Source organism: Cellulosimicrobium sp. KWT-B, from assembly GCF_002127155.1.
Lineage (GTDB): Bacteria > Actinomycetota > Actinomycetes > Actinomycetales > Cellulomonadaceae > Cellulosimicrobium > Cellulosimicrobium funkei.
This window is the reverse complement of sequence record NZ_NEDO01000002.1, coordinates 598,646-614,813: the sequence shown is the minus strand read 5'-3', so window position 1 is coordinate 614,813 and position 16,168 is coordinate 598,646. Positions and strand designations below refer to the sequence as shown.

Sequence of the window (16,168 nt, the reverse complement as noted above, 5' to 3'; positions counted from 1 at the left end):
CTACGGACCCTCGGCGAGAGGCCCCCGGAGCCGGGCCCGGTCGTCCTCGGTCCCGCCTCGGAGCCGGCGCGCGAGCGTGTCGCGCCAGCGCGCGGGCAGCGTCGGGAGCGCAGCGAGCGCCGCGGCGGCCGGGAGGTCGTCGCGGTCGAGGTTCATCACGCGGTTGACCTCCCGCACCGTCGCGCTCCGGTCCGGCCGGTCGACGACGACGGCGGTCGCGCCCGCCCGCACCGTGCCGGGCGTGAGCACGCGCAGGTACCAGCCCGTGCGGCCCGACGACTGGACCCGGTCCGGGAGGTCGACGAGGCCGTGCACGGCCGCGAGCTTGAAGCAGGGCCGGCGCGGCATGCTCACCTGGAGGGTCGCCGTCCCGAGGGCGAGCACGTCGCCCAGCAGCAGGTCGTCCTCGGTGAGCCCGCGCGTCAGGAGGTTCTCCCCGAACGCGCCGGGCGGGAGGTCCGCGCCGAGCTCGTCGCGCCACGCCGCGTAGTGCTCGACCGGGTACACGCACACGGCCTTCTCGGGGCCGCCGTGCACGCGCCGGTCGGCCTGCGCGTCGCCGTCGAGCCCTTCCGCCCCCACCGCGACGGGGCCGACGCGCGGCTGCTTGCGGAACGCCGTCGGCACGTCGCGCCCGCGGTGGGCCACCGTGCCCACCCCGCCGGTGCGCACCTCCAGCACGACGGCGCTCGCGGGCCCCGGGGTGGACGCGGGGGAGCGTGGGTCGCCAGGGCGGGACGGTGCGGCAGGGCGGGACGGTGCGGCGGGGCGGGACGGCACGGTGGCTCCTCTCAGGCGGCGCGACGAAGGCCGACGGCGGGGAAGTCGACGGGGACGTCGAGCGCCACGTTGACGTAGTTGGTGAACAGGTTGAGGGCGACGTGCGCGACGACCTCGACCACCTGCTCGTCGGTCCACCCCGCGTCGCGCACCGCCTGCACGTCCTGCGCGCTCACGTGACCGCGCTCGTCCACGAGGGCGAGCGCGAAGCGCAGCAGAGCCTCGACGCGCGGGTCGGACGCGGCGCCGTCCTGCGCGGCGGTGAGGTCGTCGCGCGCGACGCCGGCCTTGCGCCCGAGCGCGGTGTGGGCCGCGAGGCAGTACTCGCACGCGTTCCGGTTCGCGACGGCGACGGCGATCTGCTCGCCGACGGCCGCGCCGAGCGTGCCGGTGCCGAGGGCGCCGAACGCGCCCCACATGCTCTGCAGGGCGGCGGGCGAGTTCGCGACCGCCCGGAACATCGCCGGGACGCCGCCGAACGCGGCACGGATCTGGTCGAGCCCGTCGGCGACGGGGCCGGTGGCGGACTCGGGGCTGACGAGGGGGACACGGGACACGGGGATCTCCTCCGGGTGCGGGGACGCCGGCCCCGGACGGGCCGACGTCGTCCAGCCTCGCCGCCCGCGCCGGACGACGGGGAACGAATCGTCCTCGGAACGTGTCCGATCGTCTGGCATCCTGGGGCGATGGCTCCCGTCGACCGGCTCTCGCACCTGCTCGAGCGGTTCCGCGTGCGGACGCACCTCTTCCACACCGGGCCGCTGTGCGGCGTCACGACGTTCGACGCGCGGCCCGGGCGCGGGTTCCTGCACGTGCTCCGGCGGGGCGAGATGGACATGACCCACGTCGGCGCGGACGGCCGGGTCGAGCGCCGCAGCGTCGACCGCCCGAGCCTGCTCTTCTACCCGCGCCCGCTCGACCACGCCTTCCACAACGCACCCACCGAGGACTCCGACTTCGCGTGCGCGACGCTCGACGTCGAGGGCGGCGCCACCCACCCCCTCGTGCGCACGCTGCCGCCCGTGCTCGTGCTGCCGCTCGACGACGTCGCGGGGCTCGAGCCCGCGCTCGACCTGCTCTTCCGCGAGATCGACGACGTCCGCTGCGGCCGTCGCGTCCTCGCCGACCGGCTCTTCGAGGTCGTGCTCGTGCAGCTCTTCCGGTGGATCCTCGACCACGCCGACGACCTCGCCCTCCCGCCGGGGCTGCTCCCCGGCCTCGCCGACGAGCGCCTCGCGCCGGTGCTCGTCGCGGTGCACGAGGCGCCGGGGGAGCCGTGGACGCTCGCGTCGATGGCGCGCACGGCGCACCTGTCCCGGAGCGCGTTCGCCGCCCGGTTCACCGCCGTCGTGGGGCAGCCGCCCGGCGACTACGTGACCGGCTGGCGCATCACCGTCGCGCAGGACCGGCTCCGGGCGGGCGCCTCCGTGAGCCGGACCGCGACCGAGCTCGGGTACGCGACGCCCGCCGCGTTCTCGCGCGCGTTCAGCCACCGCGTCGGCCGCTCGCCGCGCGCGTGGCTGGCCGAGCGCGCGGACCCGGTCGCGGCGTCCGTGGCATCCTGACGCGGTGCGGTCGAAGGTGCGGTCGAAGGTGCGGTCGAAGGTGAGTGGCGAACGGTGCCGGCCGAACCGAGGCGGGTCGAGCCGGTGCGCGTCGAGCCGGTGAGCGAGGACGTCCTCGTGGACCGGGTCGTCGAGCGCGTGCTCGCCGTCGGGCGCGAGCGGCCCGGGTCGGTCCGCCTCCTCGTCGACGGCCACCCCTCCACGCGGCCCGAGGAGCTCGCCGACCGTCTGGTCGCGCCGCTGCGCGCGGCGGGCCGCCCGGTCGCGCGCGTGCGCGTTCAGGACTTCTGGCGTCCCGCGTCGCTGCGCCTCGAGCGCGGGCGGGAGGACCCCGACGCGCTCCTCGACGAGTGGGTCGACGTGGCCGGGCTCCAGCGGGAGGTGCTCGACGCCGTCGGGCCGGGCGGGTCCGGCCGCTACCTGCCGAGCCTGCGCGACCCCGCGACGAGCCGGTCGACGCGCGCCGCGTACGTCGAGGCCGAGCCGGGCCTCGTCGTCGTGCTCGACGGCGCGCTCTGCCTGGGCCTCGGCCTCGCGCTCGACCTCACCGTGCACCTCGCCCTGCGCCCCGCGACGCTCGCGCGCCGCACCGCGCCCGACGCGGCGTGGACGCTCGCCGCCTACGGCCGGTACGCGGAGGAGGTCCGTCCCGAGGACGTGGCGGACGTCGTCGTGCGGGTCGACGACCCGCGGCACCCGGCGCTCGTGGTCCGCTGAGCGTCAGCGGGGGAGGTGCGTCTCGACGAGCTCGACGATCGCCGGGTCGTCGGGCAGGGTGCGCGGCCGGAACCGGTGCACCTCGCCGCCCGGCAGGACGAGGAACTTCTCGAAGTTCCACGTGACGCGCCCCGCCTTGCCGTCCGCGTCGGGCGTCTTCTTGAGCTCCGCGTAGAGCGGGTGCGCGTGGCGGCCGTTGACGCGCACGCGGTCCACCACGGGGAACGTCACGCCGTACGTGAGCGAGCAGAACTCCTGGATCGCCTCGTTGCTGCCGAGCTCCTGGAGGAACTGGTTGCTGGGGAACCCGATCACGGTGAACCCGCGGTCGCGGTACTTCTCCTGCATCGCCTCGAGCGTCGCGTACTGCGGCGCGAGCCCGCACCGCGACGCGACGTTGACGACCAGCACGACGTCGTCCGCGTGCTCGCGCAGGGTGTGCGTCGTCCCGTCCATGGCGTCGAACGGGATGTCGTACAGGCTCATGGGACCTCCTCGGGCGAGGCGCCGGCGCGTCCGGGCCCGTCCCATCCTCGCACCGCGGGTGTGACGTCGTGCGGAACCCGTCCCGACCCCCGGTCGAGCGCGCGCGAGCCTGCCCGTGGCGTGCTGAAGTATGTGCGCGATGCCAGCAGCCGAGAGAAGGGACGCCTCCATGCGCCCGTGGACCCCGAAGACCGACATGGTGCGCCGGTTGTACGTCGCAGGCCGGGAGGCGACGAGCCCGGCCGAGGCGCTCCGCATGTCCCCGCAGGAGCTCGCGGAGGAGTTCGACCGCTGGCTCGAGGGCGTCCGCGCCGCGCGCGAGCAGTAGGAGCGGCGGAATCTCGCTGGCCTCCCGCGCCCGCGCGGGACAGACTCGGGGCATGACCACGCGGCTGCCGGACGACGGGCCGGGCCACGGCCCGGACGGGGGCCCGGACGACGGGCCGGACACCACCTCGCCCGTGATGCGGGCGGTGGTCGGCGTGGTCGTGGGCATCGCGATCTTCGCGTTCGTCGGCGTCGTGGGGTACTTCGCCGTCGTGACGGTCGGCATGCGGTCCTGGGCCGACCAGCGGGACTCCTCCGCCGAGCGATCGGTCGCGAGCGCGCCGGCCGGCACCGGGACCGCGCGCGAGACGACGCTCGACGCGTCGAACGAGGCGTACCGCCAGCGCCAGGGCACGCCTGAGCGCGACGCCGAGGCGGCACGCTCGGTGCCTGCTGTCCGCGCCGCGCTCGACCCGGTCGCAGACGGCTCGGCGGTCGATGCCGACGAGGTCGCGACGGCGCTCGCCGACGCGGGGTTCGAGACGGTGCAGGTCGTGGGCACGACGGCGTCCGGCGAGGTCGCGACGACCGTCGGCGTGGGCGTCGCCGTCCCGGGCGGCTGCGTGTTCGGGGGCGTCGCGCCCGACGCCGTGACGCTCGAGGCCGGCGGCCCGATCGCGGACGGCGGCTGCCTGGAGATGCCGGCGCACTGAGCCCCTCGTGCCGGGCGCCTGCGGCCGCGCGGCCCGGCCCGGGCGGTCCGGGAGGCCGCCGGGGCGGGTCGATCTCGCGACCTGCGGCTCCACCTGGGTACGGTCAGCGGGGCGGGCGACGGAGCCCGCACGGCTGACGGAGGATGAGAGATGCGGATCGAGGGCACGGTCGCGCTGGTGACGGGCGGGGCGTCGGGCCTCGGGCGCGCGACGGCGGAGGGCCTGGTGGCGGCCGGCGCGCGCGTCGTGCTGGCCGACCTCGCGTCGTCCGACGGCGCGGCGGTCGCCGAGGGTCTCGGCGGCGCGGCGCGGTTCGTCCCGACGGACGTGACGAGCGAGGACGACGTCGCGCGGGCCCTGGACGCCGCCGACGCCCTGGGCGGGGCGCGCGTCGTCGTGAGCTGCGCGGGGATCGTGCTCGCGCAGCGGGTCCTCGGCCGGTCCGGGGTGCACGCGCTCGACGCGTTCCGCCGCGTCGTCGACGTCAACCTCGTCGGCACCTTCAACGTCGTCCGGCTCGCGGCGGAGCGCATGCTCGCCCTCGACCCGCTCGGTCCCGACGGCCCCGGCCCCGACGGCGAGGAGCGCGGCGTCGTCGTGCAGACGGCGTCGGTCGCGGCGTTCGACGGCCAGGTCGGGCAGGCGGCCTACGCCGCGTCCAAGGCCGGGGTCGCCGGCCTCACGCTGCCGCTCGCGCGCGACCTCGCGCAGCACCGGATCCGCGTCATGACGATCGCGCCCGGGATCTTCCGCACCCCGATGATGGCGTCGCTCCCCGAGGCGGCGCAGGAGTCGCTCGGGGCGCAGGTGCCGCACCCGAGCCGGCTCGGGCGCCCGGAGGAGTACGCGCACCTCGTGCGCGCGATCGTGGAGAACCCGATGCTCAACGGCGAGGTGGTCCGCCTCGACGGCGCCATCCGCATGGCGCCGCGCTGAGCCGCAGTACCGCCGGGGGCCACGGGCCGCCCGACGCCGACAGGACCCCGGGCACGCGCCCGGAGGAGAGGAGAGGGACGATGCCGCCGTACACGACGGCGACCGACTTCCGGGCCGACCTGCTCGCCCGCGCGACGGCGGCCCAGCGCCGCGCGTCCGCCCGGAGCTTCCCGGGCGACGGCACCGTCGCCGGGGTACGCATGGGCGACGTGTTCGTGCTCGCGAAGAACGCCCTCGACCTGCCGGTCGACCAGATCGAGCTGCTGCTCGAGGACCGGATCCACGAGGTGCGGGCCGGCGGGTGCTCGATCATGGGCAAGGCGGCGACCGCCCGGCGCGTGACGGTCGAGCGGCACGCGGAGCTCGTCGAGCTCTTCCTGCGCCGGCACGACCGCATCGACACGTGGGACCTCGTGGACCTCACCGCGTCCCAGGTGCTGGGGACGTGGCTGCTCGACCGCCCGCGCGACGTGCTCGACGACCTGGCGCGCGCGCCCGACTGGCCGCGCCGTCGCTCCGCCGTCGTCGCGACGGCGGCGTTCCTGCGGCGCGGCCAGGTCGACGACACGTTCCGGCTGTCCGCGATGCTGCTCGACGACCCAGAGCCGTACGTCCAGAAGGGCGTCGGCTGGATGCTCCGGCACGCGGGCGACGTCGAGCCCGAGCGGCTGCGGGCGTTCCTCGAGGAGCGGGCCGCCACGATGTCGCGCGACGTGCTGCGCGCCGCCGTCGAGAAGCTGCCACCCGCGGAGCGCAAGGAGTGGCTCGCGCGCTGAGCGTCGGTCCGGCGCCTCAGCCCAGGCGGGTCACCGTCGGGTCGTCGCCCAGGTCGAGCCGCAGCAGCCGACCCTGGACCGCGGCGTACCGGGTGCTGGACGCCGAGGCGCTGCTCCAGCCGATCTCGCCGTCGCGGAGGTCGAGTGCGACGAGCCGCGTCGTGCTGTGCTCCTCGTCCTCCCACGCCGAGACGGCGAGGAGCGCGCGGGCGCCGTCGGTGAACGCCTGCCCGACGTGCAGCATCCCGGGGCCCACGGCGGGCCCCGCGCCGTCGTCGACCAGCTCGTCGATCGTGCGGGTCCACAGGGTGCGCCCGGTCTCCACGTCGACCCCGACGAGGACCGAACCCATGCCCTGGAGGACGACGGCGACGCCGTCCGCGACGACGTACGCGACCTCGGGGGAGTTCACCTCCGCGTTCTCCCAGCGCGGGCGCCCGGTCGCGTCGTGCGCGACGAGGTCCGTGACCTGGCGCGTGAGCACGAGGTCTCCCGCGGTCCCGTCCGTCGCGGTCGGGACGATCACCTCGCCCGTCGGCTCCCACCGGACGGCGCCGTCCGGCTCGAGCACGGCTGCCGCGCCGGTACCGTCCGGTGCGGCCCGGTCGCGGCCGACCGCGCGCAGGAGCGCGCCGTCGGGGAGCTGTGCGACCACGTCCGCGGGCTTCTCCGGGTCGTCGACGCGGGTGCCCTCGGGCGTGAACCGGGCGTCGACACCGCAGCCCCGCACGGCCACGAGCCCGGCGGAGCGGACGACGGCCCCGCCGTCGAGGTCGGCGTAGGTGGCGTCCTCGGCGACGGAGTACTGGTCGCACCCGCCCTCCTCGGCGACGAAGGGCAGCTCGTGCTCCCAGCGGACGGCGCCGGTCCGGGCGTCCTCCAGCGTGACGACGGCCGCGCGCCCCCCGGACAGGTCGGTGGGCAGGCCCGTCGAGGGGTCGGTCGGCACCGGGGCGGCGGGCGTGTCGCCGACGCGGCGGAAGCGGGCGACCGTGCCGTCCGGTCCGGGCGCCGACCAGCCGCGCGACGCGTCCAGGGGCCGGGTCGTGGCGGTGCCGTCGGCGTCGAGCACGGTCACCTGCGGGGCGGGGAGGGACGCCGTCCCGTCGACCGCCTCGCCGGTGGTCGTCGTGAGCAGCGTCCGGCTCGCGAGCGGCGAGGGGATGTCGTCGGTGACGCACACGAGCGTCTCGTCCGGCACCGGGGCCGTCAGCGCGAGCTCGAGCTCGCCGCCGCAGCGGGACGTGCGGGGCAGGGGCGCGGTCCAGCGGACCGCGCCGGAGTCGAGGTCGTGGGCGACCGCCTCGTCGTCGCGCACGACGACGAGGAGGCCGGGCAGCGCGGCGAGGGCGCCGCTCGTCTGCGCGTCCGTGGACCAGAGCTCCCGCGGCGCGCTCTCGACGGGCTCGACACCCCCGACGGAGCGGCGCAGCGTCTCGAGCGACCCGCGCGACGACGCGGCGTCCACGACCGCCATGCCGGCGACGACGACCCCGACGGCGGTCGCGCCCGCGAGCGCCAGGCGCAGGCGCCGCCGCCCGGCGCCGCTGGCCCGAGACGGGGCGGCCTCCTCGGGGCCCGGGCCCGGGCCCGGGCTCGGGTCCGGGTGCCGGTCCGGTCCCGCGTCGCCCGCGGCGTCGTCGAGCGCGAACGTGATCCGCGCGTGGTCGGGACGGCGTCGTCGGGGCACGCCCGCATCCTAGGCGAGCCGCCTCAGGGGGTCCCCGAGGGGTGGCCGGGTCACGACCCCGGGCGCGCGGCGGGCACCCGGCCGCAGTAGGGCTCGCGCAACCGCAGCCCTTCGCGGCGGGAGAACCAGACCGTGAGCACGACGGTGGCGCTGCCGAGGAGCGCGAGGTCGACGAGCAGCACGAGCGGCTCGATCGCGCCCTGCTCCATCGACGAGGCGCTGAAGGGCGCGAGGAGGAACAGGAAGAGGTTGTTGGCGACGTGCACGAGCACGGCCAGCTCGAGCCCGCCCGTCTTCCAGACGAGGAACCCGGTGCAGAGCGCGAACGCCGCGATGCCGATCTGCCCCACCCCGTCGTACCCGTGGCCGACGACGAAGAACGGGACCGGCAGGACGATCCCCCACACGGGCGAGCGCAGCCAGGTGCCGAGCATCTGCTGGGGAAGGCCCCGGAACGCGTACTCCTCGGCCGCGCACTGCAGCGGCCCGAGGATCAGGACGCACCCGAGGCTCAGCAGCAGGGCCGGGGTCACGGCCGGGGCCGCGAGGTCCGACGGCGGTCGGAGCAGGAACCCGCCCACGGTGACGACGCCGTAGAGCGGCACGACGAGCGGCACCGCGCTGCCGACGAGCCCCCACCGGAACCGCCCGGTGACCGAGTGGATCGTGCCGCGGCGCCGACCGCCCCAGCGCACGCCGAGCACGACAGCGGGCAGCAGGAGCGCGATGAGCCCGAGGCCGATCGCCCAGTCCAGCGGGTTGAGCGGGTCGGAGAAGTCGTCGGACGGCGTCGGCAGCCCGGGGCGGTAGGGCACCAGCACGGCGTAGGCGACCGCGACGACGGCGACCGGGGCGAGGAAGCCGAGATAGAGGAGCGCCGTCGCGCCGAACGTGGTGAGCGGGGTCCACCACCGTGCGGGGCGAAGGTCGACGTGGGCCGCCCGGTGGTAGGGGAAGGTGGTCGCGGTCGTGCTGTCGAGCGTGGGCCGGGACACGGGACCGATGAGCGGAGCGCCGGGCACGGGTGCCGTCGGGACGGGGCTCTCGTCGAGCGAGGGGTGCATGCGTCGAGCCTGGTCGGGCGGCTCGGGCCGCGGTATCGGTCATCGGTCTGATTTCCCGTCCTCAGCCGGGGCGCCGGGCTCGTCGGTGCCTACAGTGCTCCGGTGAGCATGTTCGCGCAGCGCCCGGCGTGGCGTCGGGTCCTCCGCGAGACCGGCCTCCTGGCCGCGGTCGCCCTGTCGGGTGCCCTGTTGTTCCTCGGCAACTTCGCTCTCAGTGTCGACACGCCGGGAGCGCAGGACGACCCCGTGCGGTTCGCCGCGCTCCTGTTCCTCGACCTCGCGTTCGGGGTCGCCGCGTGGGTGGTCGTGCTCTGGCGCCGCAGCGCGCCCTTCCTCGTCGCCCTGCTGCTCGCCGTGCTCGCCGTCGTCTCGACCGCGGCGGTGCCGGCGGCCCTCGTCGCGTTCGGTTCGCTCGCCACCCGACGCCGGGTGCGCGAGCTGGCGCCGGTCGCGGCGGTCTGGCTCGTCGGCGTCCTGACGGTGGCGGCCCTGGGGATCGACCTGGTCGGCGTGGCGCTGCCGTGGTGGGAGGTGGTGGTCGCGGTGGGCGCGACCGCGGTCGTCCTCGCCGTCGCGCTCGCCGCGGGCATCGCCGTCGGCGCGCGGCGGGACCTCGTCGCCACCCTGCACGAGCGGGTCCGGCTGACCGCCGAGGAGCAGCGCCTCGGCGAGGAGCGCGCGCGCCACCAGGAGCGCACGCAGATCGCCCGGGAGATGCACGACGCCCTCGCCCACCGCCTCTCGGTGACCGCGATGCACGCGAGCGTCCTGCGGCACCGGACGGACCTCGACGCCGCCGACCGGGACGAGGCCGTCGCCGCCCTGCACGACAGCAGCCGTCAGGCGCTCGCCGACCTGCGCGAGCTCCTCACCTACGCGCGGGGCCCGAGCCGGTCGGACGACGACCGGCCCCAGCCGACCCTCGACCGGCTCGACGAGCTCGTGGCCGAGACGCCGCTCGCCCGGACGGACTGCGCCGTCGACCTCGAGCGCCTGCCCCCGACCGTCAGCCGGCACTCGTTCCGGATCGTCCAGGAGTGCCTGACCAACGCCCGGCGGCACGCCCCCGGGCAGCGTGTCGACGTCGCCATCAGCGGCGCCCCCGGCCGCGAGCTGGCGATCGTCGTGCGCAACGCTCTCGCGGGGCCGCGCCAGGGGGCGCCCCGACCGGGCCTCGGCGTCATCGGGATGCAGGAACGGGCGCGGGCCGTGGGCGGGTCCGTCAGCGTCCGCCCGGGCGACGACGAGCACGTGGTGTCGGTGACGATCCCCTGGCCGGTCGCGTGAGCCGCCCGTCGCCCGACGTCGTCCGGGTGGTCACCGTCGACGACCAGCCGGAGGTCCGCTCGGCGCTGCGCCTGATGCTCGGCGGCGAGCCCGACATCGCCGTGGTGGGCGAGGCGGTCGACGGGGACCACGCGCGCGACGTCATCGAGGCCTGCCGGCCGGACGTCGTGCTCATGGACCTGCGCATGCCGCGCTGCGACGGCCTGGTCGCGACGGCGCGCGAGACCGCGCTCCGGCCGGAGACGGCGATCATCGTCCTGACGACCTTCGACACGGACCACCACGTCGTCCGTGCCCTGCGTGCCGGTGCGTGCGGGTTCCTCCTCAAGGACGCGCCGCCCGACGAGCTCGCCCACGCCGTCCGCGCGGCGGCCCAGGGGCGGCCCGTCCTCGCGCCGGCGGTGCTGCGGCGGGTGATGACCCTCGCGGCCGAGAACACCCGGCCGCCGGACGGCGCCGCGGTCGACGCCCTCGCGACGCTCTCCCCCCGCGAGCGCGAGATCGCGCGCGCCCTCGCCCGGGGGATGTCGAACGCGGAGATCTGCGCGGCGCTGTTCATCTCGCTCGCCACCGTGAAGACGCACGTCAGCCGGGTGATCGCCAAGCTCGGCGTGGAGTCGCGGACCCAGGTCGCCGCCCTCGTGCTGCGCAACGACCCGGAGCACGAATGACGGCGGCGGGGGTTCCCGCGGCGGACCGGGCGGCGTACGGTGAGCGCACGCAGCCCGAACGCCCTGGCAAGAATCTCCCTTTCGCCTCTCTGCTGTGAAACTTTGTGCCACACTGGCCCCGTGAGCAGCAGCACGCCAGGGGGCCCGTGGGTCGTCGGGCTCGACGTCGGGGGGTCGGGGAGCCGCCTCCTCGCCCGTCGCCTGCCCGCTGCGGCAGGCTCCGGTGCGAAAGCGGACGATGTCGCGCTGCCCGGCCGACCGGTCGCGATCGGGCCCACGGGGAGCGACGCCGCGGACGTCGTGCGCGACCTCCTCGACCGGCTCCGGGACGCGGTCCCCACCCTCGCCGCGGACGGCGTCGCCGCTGCCGCGGTCGGTGCGACCGGCCTCGCGTCCCTCGTGCGCGACCCCGCCGAGCTGCACGCCGCGCTGCGCACGGGCCTGCCTCCCGCCGAGGGCCTCGTGGTCGACGGCGACCCGTCCGTGCGGCCCGGCCCGCGCACCGCCGTCGCCGCGGACGCGCTCACCGCGCACCTCGGCGCGCTGGGCGGCCGTCCCGGCGCCGTCGTGGCGGTCGGGACCGGGGCGATCGCGCTCGGCACCGACCTGCGCACCGTGTGGCACCGCGTCGACGGGTGGGGCCACCTGCTGGGCGACCTGGGCTCCGGGTCGTGGATCGGCGCGCAGGGGCTGCGGGCCGCGGTCGCCGCGCACGACGGCCGCGACTCCGGCGGCTCGCCGGCGCTGCTCGCCGCCGCCGTGGCGCGGTTCGGCCCGGTGCCGTCGTGGCCGGGGCAGCTCTACACGCGCCCCGACCGCGCCCAGGTGCTCGCGTCGTTCACGCCCGACGTCGCGGCCGCCGCCCGTGCCGACGACCCGGTCGCGCGGCAGGTCCTCGCGGGCGCCGGCACCCACCTCGCGACGACGCTCGCCGCCGCGCTCGTCGACGGCGTCCCGCCGCTCGCCGCCGCGACCGGCGGGGTGCTGGGGATCGGCCCGCTCCTCACCGACGCGTTCCGGGCGCGGCTCGCCGTGCTGCGGCCCGACGTCGCGCTCGTCGACCCGGCGGGCACGCCGCTCGACGGCGCACTGCACCTGGCCGCGCGCCTCGCGACCGCCCCGGGCTCCGTCGTCGGGCACGCGCCCTGGCTCACGCTCGGCGACCCCGCCGCGCCACCGACCGCAGCGCCACCGACCGCCCCGCCAGCGACCGCGCCGCCCGGCACCGCCCCGCAGCACCCGACCACCGCCGAGGAGACCCCATGACCGCCGACGGCCTCGTCCGCATCCGCCAGGCCCTGCCGAGCCTGCGGCCCGCCGAGGCGCGCATCGCCGAGGCCGTGCTCGCCGACCCGGCGGCCGTCGTGGGCAAGACGATCACGGAGCTCGCCGCGCTCGTCGGGACGTCGCAGGCGACGGTCGTGCGGTTCTGCCGCGCGGTCGGGTACGCCGGGTACCCGGAGTTCCGCATCGACCTCGCGCAGGCGACGAGCCGCCGCGCCGTCGAGCAGGAGCGCGCGAACGTCGCGCACGGCGAGATCGACCCCGACGACACGCTGCACGACGTCGTCACGAAGATCGCGTTCCACGAGGCGCGCACCATCGAGGAGACGGCGCGCATGCTCGACCTCGACGCGCTGGAGCAGGTCACGGCCGCGGTCGCGCAGGCGACGCGGATCGACCTGTTCGGCGTCGGGTCGAGCGGGCTCACGGCGCAGGACCTCGCGCAGAAGCTCCAGCGCATCGGGCTGCTGTGCTTCGCGTCGCCGGACCCGCACGTCCAGCTCCAGTCGGCGGCGCTCCTGGCCGAGGGCGCCGTCGCGGTCGGCGTCTCGCACAGCGGGCTCACCGTCGAGACGAACGACGCCCTGCGCATCGCGCGCGACCGCGGCGCGACGACCGTCGCCGTGACGAACTTCCCCGAGTCGCCGCTCGTCGAGCACGCGGACCTCGTGCTCACCACGACGGCGCGCGAGACGCAGTTCCGGTCCGGCGCCCTGTCGAGCCGCATCGCGCAGCTCGCGCTGGTCGACTTCCTGTTCGTGCGCGTCGCGCAGCGCCTGTACGACCGCACGACCGCGAACCTGCGCGCGACGTACGAGGCCGTGCAGCCCCACCGCCTCGGCTACGACCGCCGGACGCGCCCGTGACCGCCGTCGAGACGCCCGGCCTCGAGCTGCGCACGGACCTCCTCACGCGGGTCGCGCAGGCGCACGACGCGTCGCACTACCTCCTGCGGCCCGAGGTCGTCGTGCGCGCGCACGACCGCGACGGCGTCGTCGCCGCGATGCGCGAGGCGACCCGCCGCGGGCTGCCGGTGACGTTCCGCTCCGGCGGCACGAGCCTGTCCGGCCAGGCGTCGGGCGCGGGCGTGCTCGTCGACACGCGCACGCGCTTCACCCGGGTCGAGGTGCTCGACGGCGGCGAGCGCGTGCGCTGCGAGCCCGGCGCGACGCTGCGGCTCGTCAACGCGCACCTGCTGCGGCACGGGCGCCGGCTCGGCCCGGACCCGGCGAGCGAGATCGCGTGCACGATCGGCGGGGTCGTGGCGAACAACTCGTCGGGCATGTCGTCGGGGACGGAGCGGACCGCGTACCGGACGGTCGAGGCGATGACGGTCGTGCTCGCGAGCGGGACGGTCGTCGACACGGGCGCGCCCGACGCCGACGCCCGCCTGCGCGCCGCCGAGCCCGCGATCCACCGCGGTCTCGCGGAGCTGCGCGACCGCGTGCGGGGCAGCGCGGCGGCGCGCACGGAGATCGAGCGCCAGTTCTCGATGAAGAACACGATGGGCTACTCCGTCAACGCGTTCCTCGACCACGACGAGCCCGTGAAGATCCTCGAGCACCTGCTCGTCGGGAGCGAGGGGACGCTCGGGTGGGTCGCCGACGTGACGTTCCGGACGGTGCCGCTCCTCGCGCACGCCGCGACGACCCTCCTCGTGCTCGACTCGCTGGAGCACGCGACGGACGCGCTCGTGCCGCTCGTCGCGTCGGGCGCGGAGGCGATCGAGCTGCTCGACGCGGCGTCGCTCCGCGTGGCCGCGGCGGACCCGGCCGCCGACCCCTCGATGCGCTCGCTCGCCTCGGGGGCGGGGATCCACCGGCAGACCGCGCTCCTCGTGGAGTACCGGGCCGCGACCCCCGAGGGTCTCGCGCCCTTCCAGGAGGCGGCGCGCGACGTCGTCGGCTCGCTCGCCGGCTCCCTCGCCGTCCCCGCCACGGTGACGACCGACGCCGCGACGCGCGAGCGCCTGTGGCGCGTGCGCAAGGGCCTGTACACCGCCGTCGCGGGCGCGCGGCCCGCGGGCAGCACCGCGCTGCTCGAGGACGTGGCCGTCCCCGTCGCCGACCTCACCGCGACGGTGCGCGACCTCGGCGCGCTGTTCGAGCGCCGGGGCTACGGCGACGCGGTGACGTTCGGGCACGCCAAGGACGGCAACCTGCACTTCATGATCACGCCGCGCCTCGGCGACCGCGCCGAGCTCGACCGGTACGCGGCGTTCAGCGACGACCTCGTCGACCTCGTGCTCGGCCACGGCGGCACGCTCAAGGCCGAGCACGGCACCGGCCGCATCATGGCGCCGTTCGTGCGGCGCCAGTACGGCGACGAGCTCTACGCCGTCATGCGCGAGGTCAAGCGGCTGCTCGACCCGCACGGCCTGCTCAACCCGGGCGTCGTGCTCACCGACGACGACCACGAGCACCTGCGGAACCTCAAGGTCGAGTCGTCGGCGGGCGGGGACGACGCGGCGCTCGTCGACCGCTGCGTCGAGTGCGGGTACTGCGAGCCGGGCTGCCCGTCGCGCACCGTGACGACCACGCCGCGCCAGCGGATCGCGCTGCTCAAGGAGATGGCCGCCGCGCCGCCCGCCGAGCGGCGCGAGCTCGAGCGGCAGTACGCCTACCAGGGCGTCGCGACGTGCGCCGCGGACTCGCTGTGCGTCGAGGCGTGCCCCGTGGGCATCGACACGGGCGTCGTCATGAAGGGCCACCGCGCGCGGTCGCAGCCGCGGCTCGTGCAGCGTGGGGGAGCGGCCGCCGCCGAGCACTGGGGGCCGGTGGTCACGGGCCTGCGCGCCGCTCTCGGCGTGGTCCAGGCCCTCCCGACGCCGCTCGTGCGCGTCGCGTCCGACGTCGCCCGCGGGGTCGTCGGGACGGACGTCGTGCCGCGCGTCGACGCCGACCTGCCCGGCCCGGGGCCGCGCCGCGGGACCACGGCCGTCGTGCCCGACGGCGGCGCCACCCCCGCGCGCGCGGTGCTGTTCGCGTCGTGCATGGGCGAGGTCTTCGCGCCCGCTGGGGCCGGCCTGCCCGGGGGCGCGTGCGGCGGGGACGGCGCGAGCCGCCCGGTCGGGGCCGAGGCCGCGTTCCGGGCGCTGTGCGAGCGGGCGGGCGTCGGGCTCGTGGTCCCCGACGGGATCGGCGGGCTGTGCTGCGGCACCCCGTGGTCGTCCAAGGGCCTGCCCGACGGCGCGGCCGCCATGGCCCGCAAGGTCGTGGACGCGCTGTGGGTCGCCACGCGCGAGGGCGAGCTGCCGGTCGTGTGCGACGCGTCGAGCTGCACCCACGGCCTCGCCGAGACGGCGCGCCACCTCACCGGGACGGACCCGCGCGACGAGCGGGCGCGCGACCGGTTCGCCCGCCTGCGGGTCGTCGACGCCGTGACGTTCGTGCGCACCGACGTGCTGCCCGGCCTCGCGGCCCGCGGGGTCGACGTCGCGCGGGCGGGGGACGTCGTCGTGCACCCGACGTGCGCGACCGTGCACCTGGGCGCCGTGGCAGACCTGCGGGCCGTGGCGGAGGCCGTCGCCGAGCGCGCCACCGTGCCGACGGCCTGGGGCTGCTGCGGGTTCGCGGGCGACCGGGGGATGCTGCACCCCGAGCTCACCGCGGGCGCGACGCGCGCCGAGGCGGACGAGGTCGCGCACCGCGCCGGTACGCTCCCCGAGGGGCGCTTCGACGCGTACGTGTCGAGCAACCGGACGTGCGAGATGGGCATGTCGCGCGCCACGGGCGAGGACTACGTCCACGTGCTCGAGCTCCTCGAGGCGGCCACGCGTCCCGGCGCGGCCGTCTGACCCCCGCGCGGTCGAGCCGGGAGCGGGCGATCGAGGTCGAGCCGGGAGCGGGCGCTCGGCGCGGTCGCTGCGACGCGGGGAGGCGGCAGACCGCTCGTCGCGGTGCATAGGGAGCGCTGACCGGTGGACGCCACCG

General features: G+C 76.8%; 16 protein-coding genes. 11 read left to right on the top strand and 5 right to left on the bottom strand.

Annotated elements, in window-relative coordinates:
• Complete coding sequence (locus B9L22_RS08910; RefSeq protein WP_198947258.1) at positions 1-780, bottom strand: MOSC domain-containing protein; 780 nt, start codon at positions 778-780, stop codon at positions 1-3.
• 11 nt (positions 781-791) lie between these two features.
• Complete coding sequence (locus B9L22_RS08905) at positions 792-1,337, bottom strand: carboxymuconolactone decarboxylase family protein (RefSeq protein WP_086150057.1); 546 nt, start codon at positions 1,335-1,337, stop codon at positions 792-794.
• 129 nt (positions 1,338-1,466) lie between these two features.
• Between B9L22_RS08905 and B9L22_RS08900 the strand changes: the two genes are divergently transcribed.
• Positions 1,467-2,345, top strand: a complete 879-nt coding sequence (locus B9L22_RS08900; RefSeq protein ID WP_086150056.1) for an AraC family transcriptional regulator — start codon at positions 1,467-1,469, stop codon at positions 2,343-2,345.
• 54 nt (positions 2,346-2,399) lie between these two features.
• Entirely contained in the window at positions 2,400-3,062 is a 663-nt protein-coding gene (locus B9L22_RS08895; protein WP_233139903.1) for a uridine kinase, read from the top strand.
• Between the two features lie 3 nt (positions 3,063-3,065).
• Here B9L22_RS08895 and B9L22_RS08890 read toward each other — a convergent pair whose 3' ends face one another.
• Positions 3,066-3,548, bottom strand: coding sequence for a glutathione peroxidase (locus tag B9L22_RS08890; protein WP_086150054.1), 483 nt, complete (start codon positions 3,546-3,548; stop codon positions 3,066-3,068).
• A 169-nt stretch (positions 3,549-3,717) separates the two neighbouring features.
• Between B9L22_RS08890 and B9L22_RS19995 the strand changes: the two genes are divergently transcribed.
• The 4 genes from B9L22_RS19995 to B9L22_RS08875 all read left to right on the top strand — a co-directional run bounded on the left by B9L22_RS19995 (position 3,718) and on the right by B9L22_RS08875 (position 6,240).
• Positions 3,718-3,876, top strand: a complete 159-nt coding sequence (locus tag B9L22_RS19995) for a hypothetical protein (RefSeq protein ID WP_021483806.1) — start codon at positions 3,718-3,720, stop codon at positions 3,874-3,876.
• A 52-nt stretch (positions 3,877-3,928) separates the two neighbouring features.
• Positions 3,929-4,528, top strand: a complete 600-nt coding sequence (locus B9L22_RS08885) for a hypothetical protein (RefSeq protein ID WP_086150053.1) — start codon at positions 3,929-3,931, stop codon at positions 4,526-4,528.
• A 150-nt stretch (positions 4,529-4,678) separates the two neighbouring features.
• Positions 4,679-5,464: an SDR family NAD(P)-dependent oxidoreductase gene (locus B9L22_RS08880; protein ID WP_086150052.1), complete on the top strand. Its 786-nt coding sequence runs from the start codon at positions 4,679-4,681 to the stop codon at positions 5,462-5,464.
• A gap of 80 nt (positions 5,465-5,544) precedes the next feature.
• Positions 5,545-6,240, top strand: coding sequence for a DNA alkylation repair protein (locus B9L22_RS08875; RefSeq protein ID WP_061268167.1), 696 nt, complete (start codon positions 5,545-5,547; stop codon positions 6,238-6,240).
• 16 nt (positions 6,241-6,256) lie between these two features.
• Here B9L22_RS08875 and B9L22_RS08870 read toward each other — a convergent pair whose 3' ends face one another.
• Together B9L22_RS08870 and B9L22_RS08865 are read right to left on the bottom strand one after the other, a co-directional pair.
• Positions 6,257-7,930: a PQQ-binding-like beta-propeller repeat protein gene (locus B9L22_RS08870; protein WP_086150051.1), complete on the bottom strand. Its 1,674-nt coding sequence runs from the start codon at positions 7,928-7,930 to the stop codon at positions 6,257-6,259.
• A gap of 50 nt (positions 7,931-7,980) precedes the next feature.
• Positions 7,981-8,994, bottom strand: coding sequence for a CPBP family intramembrane glutamic endopeptidase (locus B9L22_RS08865; protein WP_086150050.1), 1,014 nt, complete (start codon positions 8,992-8,994; stop codon positions 7,981-7,983).
• A 108-nt stretch (positions 8,995-9,102) separates the two neighbouring features.
• Here B9L22_RS08865 and B9L22_RS08860 point away from each other — a divergent pair, with 108 nt between their 5' ends.
• The 5 genes from B9L22_RS08860 to B9L22_RS08840 all read left to right on the top strand — a co-directional run bounded on the left by B9L22_RS08860 (position 9,103) and on the right by B9L22_RS08840 (position 16,032).
• Positions 9,103-10,281 carry a sensor histidine kinase gene (locus tag B9L22_RS08860; protein WP_086150049.1) on the top strand — a complete coding sequence of 393 codons (1,179 nt, stop codon included), beginning with the start codon at positions 9,103-9,105 and terminating at the stop codon, positions 10,279-10,281.
• The gene (locus tag B9L22_RS08855) at positions 10,278-10,952 is read left to right on the top strand and encodes a response regulator transcription factor (RefSeq protein ID WP_233139902.1); all 675 of its coding nucleotides are present in this window, start codon (positions 10,278-10,280) and stop codon (positions 10,950-10,952) included. Before B9L22_RS08860 ends, B9L22_RS08855 begins: the two co-directional genes overlap by 4 nt.
• Positions 10,953-11,072: 120 nt before the next feature.
• Positions 11,073-12,218 (top strand): N-acetylglucosamine kinase, encoded by a 1,146-nt coding sequence (locus B9L22_RS08850; RefSeq protein ID WP_198947257.1) that lies wholly within the window; start codon positions 11,073-11,075, stop codon positions 12,216-12,218.
• Complete coding sequence (locus B9L22_RS08845) at positions 12,215-13,102, top strand: MurR/RpiR family transcriptional regulator (RefSeq protein ID WP_021482220.1); 888 nt, start codon at positions 12,215-12,217, stop codon at positions 13,100-13,102. The genes B9L22_RS08850 and B9L22_RS08845 overlap by 4 nt, the downstream gene beginning before the upstream one ends.
• The gene (locus tag B9L22_RS08840) at positions 13,099-16,032 is read left to right on the top strand and encodes an FAD-binding and (Fe-S)-binding domain-containing protein (protein ID WP_086150048.1); all 2,934 of its coding nucleotides are present in this window, start codon (positions 13,099-13,101) and stop codon (positions 16,030-16,032) included. Before B9L22_RS08845 ends, B9L22_RS08840 begins: the two co-directional genes overlap by 4 nt.
• The last annotated feature ends 136 nt before the right edge of the window (positions 16,033-16,168 follow it).

What these genes read in the sequence shown, in the direction of transcription:
- B9L22_RS08900 (WP_086150056.1), top strand. Translation starts at nt 1,467, where the DNA reads ATGGCTCCCGTCGACCGGCTCTCGCACCTGCTCGAGCGGTTCCGCGTG.
- B9L22_RS08890 (WP_086150054.1), bottom strand. Translation starts at nt 3,548, where the DNA reads ATGAGCCTGTACGACATCCCGTTCGACGCCATGGACGGGACGACGCAC.
- B9L22_RS19995 (WP_021483806.1), top strand. Translation starts at nt 3,718, where the DNA reads ATGCGCCCGTGGACCCCGAAGACCGACATGGTGCGCCGGTTGTACGTC.
- B9L22_RS08885 (WP_086150053.1), top strand. Translation starts at nt 3,929, where the DNA reads ATGACCACGCGGCTGCCGGACGACGGGCCGGGCCACGGCCCGGACGGG.
- B9L22_RS08880 (WP_086150052.1), top strand. Translation starts at nt 4,679, where the DNA reads ATGCGGATCGAGGGCACGGTCGCGCTGGTGACGGGCGGGGCGTCGGGC.
- B9L22_RS08875 (WP_061268167.1), top strand. Translation starts at nt 5,545, where the DNA reads ATGCCGCCGTACACGACGGCGACCGACTTCCGGGCCGACCTGCTCGCC.
- B9L22_RS08865 (WP_086150050.1), bottom strand. Translation starts at nt 8,994, where the DNA reads ATGCACCCCTCGCTCGACGAGAGCCCCGTCCCGACGGCACCCGTGCCC.
- B9L22_RS08860 (WP_086150049.1), top strand. Translation starts at nt 9,103, where the DNA reads ATGTTCGCGCAGCGCCCGGCGTGGCGTCGGGTCCTCCGCGAGACCGGC.
- B9L22_RS08845 (WP_021482220.1), top strand. Translation starts at nt 12,215, where the DNA reads ATGACCGCCGACGGCCTCGTCCGCATCCGCCAGGCCCTGCCGAGCCTG.